This is a genomic window from uncultured Blautia sp. (genome assembly GCF_902497045.1).
GTDB lineage: Bacteria > Bacillota > Clostridia > Lachnospirales > Lachnospiraceae > Blautia_A.
Map to the genome: position 1 here is coordinate 1 of NZ_CABVDF010000166.1, position 6314 is coordinate 6314.

Genomic DNA, 6314 nt, shown 5'->3' on the forward strand with positions numbered 1-6314 from the left:
ATTCTTTAAGGCAACCATTTGTACTTCAAAAGAATAGCATCATCGAAAGACATTTTATAATAAAATCAGTATTACCCCTTATATACCAACACTGTTCTTTCCCATAAAAACAGCCCTCAAATCCCCTGTTTGCAAGGGTTCGAGAGCTGTTTTCATTTATTCATCCCAGTTGTGCCAAACGTCGGTTACGTCGTCGTCTTCATCCAGAAGATCCAAAGTCTTCTGAAGGTTCTTGATATCTTTTTCGTCGGTAAGCTCTACATAAGTCTGGGGAACCATAGCAACCTGAGCTTCCAGCATAGGTACGCCGGCAGCTTCCAGAGCTTCTCTTACTGCACTGAAATCATCCGGTGCTGTAATTACCTCGAAACTGTCTTCCTCTTCACTGAAATCCTCTGCTCCTGCATCAAGAGCAACCATCATCAGCTCATCAGCATCCATCTCGCACTCTTCTTTGTCAATGATGATCTGTCCTTTCTGATCAAACATAAAGGATACACAGCCCTGTGTTCCGATACTGCCATAACCCTTTGTAAAAGCATTTCTTACATTGCTGGCAGTACGGTTTTTATTGTCAGTCAGTGTTTCTACGATGATAGCAACGCCGTTTGGTCCGTATCCCTCGTATGTAGCGTGCTCATAGTTGTCTGCGGAGTCTGCACCTGCTGCTTTTTTGATTCCGCGTTCAATGGTATCGTTGGGCATGTTGTTTGCCTTTGCTTTGGCGATCACATCACGAAGCTTGCTGTTATTGTTCGGATCCGGTCCGCCTGCTTTGACAGCCATAACGATTTCTCGTCCGATAACGGTAAAGATCTTACCTTTTTTAGCATCGTTCTTTTCTTTCTTATGCTTTATGTTTGCAAATTTTGAATGTCCTGACATAACTTATTTTCTCCTTTTGTGTCATTATCCTTTATTTTATTTTTTCGGCCCGTACCTTTCCAATCGTCCTGTGACCAAGGGAAATGATCTTAAATCGGTAGCCGTTTGCAACAAGTTCTTTTTCCAGATCTGCCTCTGTAGGGATATGTCCCAGCATTTCCGTCAAAAAACCGTTCAGTGTAGCCACTTCTACATGGCCAAAACTGATGCCAAGTTCTTCTTCTACATCCTCGATTTCGGCAAATCCATCTATCAAAATACTGTTATCTGTCTGTGTTCTGATGGTGATATCTTCATCGCCATCGTATTCATCCAGAATTTCTCCGACAATTTCTTCCAGAATATCTTCCATGGTAACAATTCCCTCTGTCTGTCCATATTCATCTACTACAACTGCCATATGTGTCTGTTTCAGCTGCATAGTACGGAACAGATTACTGATACTGGCCGATTCCGGAACGAAGTCAGCTTTTCGGATCAGCCCCGGAAGTTCTTTTAAAGGCTTGAATTTTGCCCACGGATTCTGAGTCATAAACTTCAGCGCGTCCTTATAATGAAGCAATCCCTGGATATCATCCATATCCTCTGCATAAACAGGATAACGGGAATTTCCCTCCTCCAGCATTTCATCAATGACATCTTTCAAAAACCGTTCCTGATCAAAGCCTACCACTGCGGTTCGGTGAGTCATGATATCTCCAACTTTTGTCTCATTAAATGAAATGATATTTTGTATCATTTCTGCTTCATTTTTTTCAATGACTCCCTGCTCATGGGCTTCATCTACAATAGAAATGATCTCTTCTTCTGTTACAGCCTCCTGCTGCTCACGAAGTCCTACTCCAAAGATCACTGCGGTCATTCTTGCAAGAGCTGTTACTAGCAAAGTAAGCGGCCATAAAACAGTGACCACTGCATTGATAAGCCCGATATAACGGAAAGCATACCGCTGAGAACGATAACTTCCAATACGGCGGAACATAAGGATTCCAAAAGATGCAAGGATCATAACACAGAGAACGGAGATCAGTACCAGTGCAGGAAACTGATCTATGTAACGGTGAGACATCCGCGCAAGCATCGGTACAAGAAAAACACCCATAAAAATTCCTGAAGCAGTGACAATCAGGGGAATCGCATTTACATAACGCACAGGTTCCTCCAGAAGCCGCTTCAGAAGAATGGCCTTTTTATTGCCTTCCTCTGCCATTTTTTGTATTTCACTCTGACTTAAGTTTCTCACTGCTGCGGCAAATCCATAGAATATACCGTTCAGCAGGATCAATAGTATCAGAACAATCAGCCCCCCCAGGGGCCATCGACTGCCGTCGTCCATTTAGTATTTCCTTTCTTTTTTCACGATCTGGAAGATGCAAAAAAACACCTGCAGATTCGCATAATCACTGCTAAAATATAGCACTTTCCTAATGATTCGTCAAGGATTCCCGGGGATTCTCCTAAAAACTAAGCTCAAGGCTGATCTCAAGAGCATGATTGACACGATCCAGCATTCCCTGATCTAAATGACATACTTTATCTTTCAGTCTTCTTTTGTCAATGGTGCGGAGCTGTTCCAAAAGAATCACCGAATCCTTTTCGATTCCATAGGCAGAAGCATCTATCTCAATGTGAGTAGGCAGTTTTGCCTTATTCATCTTTGAAGTGATTGCGGCACATATCACTGTAGGACTGTGCCGGTTCCCAACATCATTCTGTATGATCAAAACCGGGCGTACTCCACCCTGCTCACTTCCTACCACAGGTCTGAGATCCGCATAAAATATATCCCCTCTTTTTATTACCACACAATTCACACTCCATCCTGTTTTCTCTACTGATGAGTATTTCCAGATTTTTCTTGTGTATACATGCGTGATAGTTCCAGTTTCTTCCGTCAGGGATCATTTAAAAAAAGTCAGTTCTCCCCATTCTCTTCCGTTTTTCATGTAAATCCTTGGCACACGTTTGCCGATATCGCAGGCAAACTCGTAAGAAAATCTGCCGGACAGATCACCAATCTCCTCCATACTGATAAACTGGTCGCCATCTTTTCCGATCAGTGTTGCTTCATCACCTTTTTGAGCTTCCGGTATATGGGATACATCTACCATAAACTGATCCATGCAGACCCGGCCAATAATAGGAGCTTTCTTTCCATGAATCAGAACAGCCCCTTTATTTGACAGGCTTCTTGGATATCCATCTGCGTATCCTACGGGAATGGTGGCAACTTTCATATCTTTTTGAGCTTTAAAAGTGCCTCCATAGCTGACTTCAGCTCCGGCCTTAAGTACCTTCATATAGCTTATATGGCTTTTCAGTTCCATGGCTGGTTCCAGTTTTACAGGATCTCTCTCTACTTCGTTAGACGGATAGATCCCATATATGGTAATTCCGGCCCGAACTGCATTCAAGTTTGCCTCCGGCATACGGATGATCCCTGCACTGTTAGAACAGTGTTTCAAAGGAATATCAATATTTTTTTCCTCCAGAAGCCCTGCAAAAGATAAATATCTGTCAAGCTGTTTTTCGGCCGGGGATTTGTCTTTTTCATCTGCTCTGGCAAAATGAGTGAACATACCTTCTATACAAAGATTCGGAAGAAATGAGATCCTACGGATCTCCTCCGCACTCTCAGGCACATCTGCAAAACCGATGCGGCTCATTCCCGTATCCAGCCCCAGATGGATATGTACGTTTTTTCCCTGGCGGACTGCTTCTTCAGATAATTTCTGAGCCATTGTATACTCGCAGACCGTCAGTCGTATATCCTCAGCGATCATTTCAGGAAAATATTCTTCAAATACAATCCCTAAAATAAGAATTGGTTTCTTCACTCCAAAAGAGCGAAGCTGAAGAGCCTCCTCAGCAGTTGCAACTGCAAATCCCCAGATATAGTCACGGTCGTGGATCAGCGCTGCAACAGCTTCGGCACCATGTCCATATCCGTCAGCCTTGATCACAGCAATGATCTTTGTGTCTTTTTTTATGTTTTTTCTCATTTCTCTGAAATTATTATTTATAGCATCCAGAGAAACAACTGCTTTGATCCTGTCATATTTTTTCATATCTTCCTCCGTATCCTGTCACTTCAGAAACTGCCGGAAGCAGGTCTCCTGCTTTCATCCCGTATTCTCCTTTTGTTTTTGCAGCCAGATCTCCTGCTCTTCCATGAATATACACACCAAGGGCAGCTGCTTTGTCCGGTTTAAACAGATTGTTTTCCAGATTTGCACAGAACATTCCTGCCAGTACACCGGCAAGCACATCTCCGCTTCCTGCTGCAGCCATTCCTGGATTTCCTGAAAGGTTCAGCCACACAGTACCGTCAGGAGAAGCTGTTACAGTACATGCATCTTTTAAAACACAGACTGCTCCGGTTTCCTCTGCCAGTTCTCTGGATGCTGATATACGATCTTTCCGGAGCTCCGGCAACGTTTTTCCGGTAAGCCGGCTCATCTCTCCCATATGTGGAGTCAGAACGGTGTGTTTTCCCAGAACCTTCCTCCAACCGGGATTCTCTGCCAGAAGGTTCAGACCGTCTGCATCCAGGATCACCGGCCTTTTTTCCTGGTTATGCTCCAGAAACCATGACAGTATTTTCCGGCTTCTTTCCGATTTTCCAAGCCCTGGCCCAATGATCAGAACATCACACCAGTCCAGGTCTTTTTCCCATTCCTTTGGCTCTTCACTGCAGTTAATGATCGCCTCTGGAAGCAGCATCTGTAGTGGAATCCGGTTGTCTTTTTCTGTCAGGATTTTCACCATGCCGGCACCGGCTGCCACAGCCGCAGCCGCGCAGAAATATGCCGCTCCGCACATTCCGCTGCTGCCTGCAACAGCAAGTACTTTGCCAAAAGTTCCTTTATTGCCTTCCAGGCTTCTTTTGGGCAGTTCTTTTATATCACTGTCCTCCAGAAGATAACAGGGATCCATTCGTTCCGCAGCCTCATAGATGCCGATATCTGCAGTTACCGTTTTTCCGGCAAATTTTCTTCCCGGATAAAGACAAAGTCCCGCTTTCCGGAAGGCAAAGGTCACAGTCATATCTGCCGAAAAAGCAGTCCCCATTACTTCTCCTGTATCGCCGTTGATTCCGGAAGGGATATCTACGGATACCTTCCACCCGGAAGCCAGATTCATATCGCGGATCAGGTCTGCATATCTTCCTTTTACAGGACGGGCCAGTCCCACCCCAAAAAGTGCATCTACTATAGTAGTATATTCCTGCCATTCCGGGTTATTCACAACAGGTACCTGATAATTTTGAGCGATGCGGTACTGCTGTTTTGTTTCTTCTGTCATATGAGAAGGATCTCCTGCTAAAAAAATCTCCGAATGATATCCATGAAGAAACAGGATCCTTGCAGCCGCAATGCCGTCTCCTCCGTTATTTCCGCTTCCGCACACACAGAGAATCTTTTCTTCTGTTTTTCTGTTTTTCAGGATTTTTTCTATTTCTTCTGCTGTTTTTACGGCAGCCCTCTCCATAAGGACTAAAGAAGGAATCCCCATTTTTTGGATCGTATTCTGATCCAATTTTTTCATAAGACTGCAGCTTACTGCTTTTTTCATGCTTCTGTCCTTTCTGTACACAGCAACAGGCTGCCACGCCTGGAAATAGGGTGACAGCCTGTTTTAACAAGCACTTATAAAAAGGTCCTTAAACCAGGACATATCAGCTGTTTTCATGTTCCTGACGGTACTGACTCAGATTGTAGGAAAGTCTCATTAGACTTTCTGAAAGATGTACATTTTCCACGATCACATCATCGGGAGTCTCCAGATCGATATGTGCAAAATTCCAGATAGCCTTGATCCCGTTTTCGATAAGGATATCCGCCATATCTCCCGCTTTATTTTTCGGAAGTGTCAGGATTGCAATTTCAATCTGATTTTCTTTCAGGAAAAAAGGAAGATCACTGATCATCTGAATCTCAATGCCGCGTACTGCAATCCCCTCCAATACCGGATTGATATCAAAAATTCCCATGAGTTTAAATCCACGTTTCTCAAAATCCACATAATTTGCCAGAGCCTGACCAAGATTACCGGCACCGACAATGATCATGGGATGAACCGTATCCAGACCCAGAATCTTTCCAATTTCTGTATAAAGATATTTTACATTATAGCCGTAACCCTGCTGGCCGAAGCCACCGAAATTATTCAGATCCTGACGGATCTGGGATGCTGTAACATGCATTTTCCTGCTGAGGTCATTGGAAGAAATCCGTTCTACATTTTCTTCCAGCAATTCTCCAAGATATCGATAATAACGGGGCAGCCTTTTGATCACTGCTTTTGAAATTTGTTTTGCCTCCACAAGATGACCCTCCTTCTGATTTCCTATCTAATTATAACGAAATGTTATTTTAATGTCAAATAAAGTTTTTTCTCTTTGCAAAAACTTTTTGGTCTTTACAAAA

The 6314-nt window shown here is 43.6% G+C and carries 6 protein-coding genes; all 6 read right to left on the bottom strand.

From position 1 onward, the window contains the following. Positions 1–156: 156 nt before the first annotated feature. Entirely contained in the window at positions 157–885 is a 729-nt protein-coding gene (locus RDS42_RS11100; RefSeq protein ID WP_177274051.1) for a YebC/PmpR family DNA-binding transcriptional regulator, read from the bottom strand. A 31-nt stretch (positions 886–916) separates the two neighbouring features. Continuing rightward, a complete protein-coding gene (locus tag RDS42_RS11105) occupies positions 917–2221 on the bottom strand; it encodes a hemolysin family protein (protein ID WP_308783722.1) in 1305 nt (434 codons plus the stop codon). Positions 2222–2342: 121 nt separating this feature from the next. Further along, positions 2343–2690 carry a type II toxin-antitoxin system PemK/MazF family toxin gene (locus RDS42_RS11110; RefSeq protein WP_308783723.1) on the bottom strand — a complete coding sequence of 116 codons (348 nt, stop codon included), beginning with the start codon at positions 2688–2690 and terminating at the stop codon, positions 2343–2345. 96 nt (positions 2691–2786) lie between these two features. After that, positions 2787–3953, bottom strand: coding sequence for an alanine racemase (gene alr, locus RDS42_RS11115; protein ID WP_308783724.1), 1167 nt, complete (start codon positions 3951–3953; stop codon positions 2787–2789). After that, positions 3940–5460, bottom strand: a complete 1521-nt coding sequence (locus RDS42_RS11120) for an NAD(P)H-hydrate dehydratase (protein ID WP_308783725.1) — start codon at positions 5458–5460, stop codon at positions 3940–3942. Before RDS42_RS11120 ends, alr begins: the two co-directional genes overlap by 14 nt. Before the next feature lie 103 nt (positions 5461–5563). Then, entirely contained in the window at positions 5564–6211 is a 648-nt protein-coding gene (locus RDS42_RS11125) for a redox-sensing transcriptional repressor Rex (protein WP_308783726.1), read from the bottom strand. Positions 6212–6314: the final 103 nt, after the last annotated feature.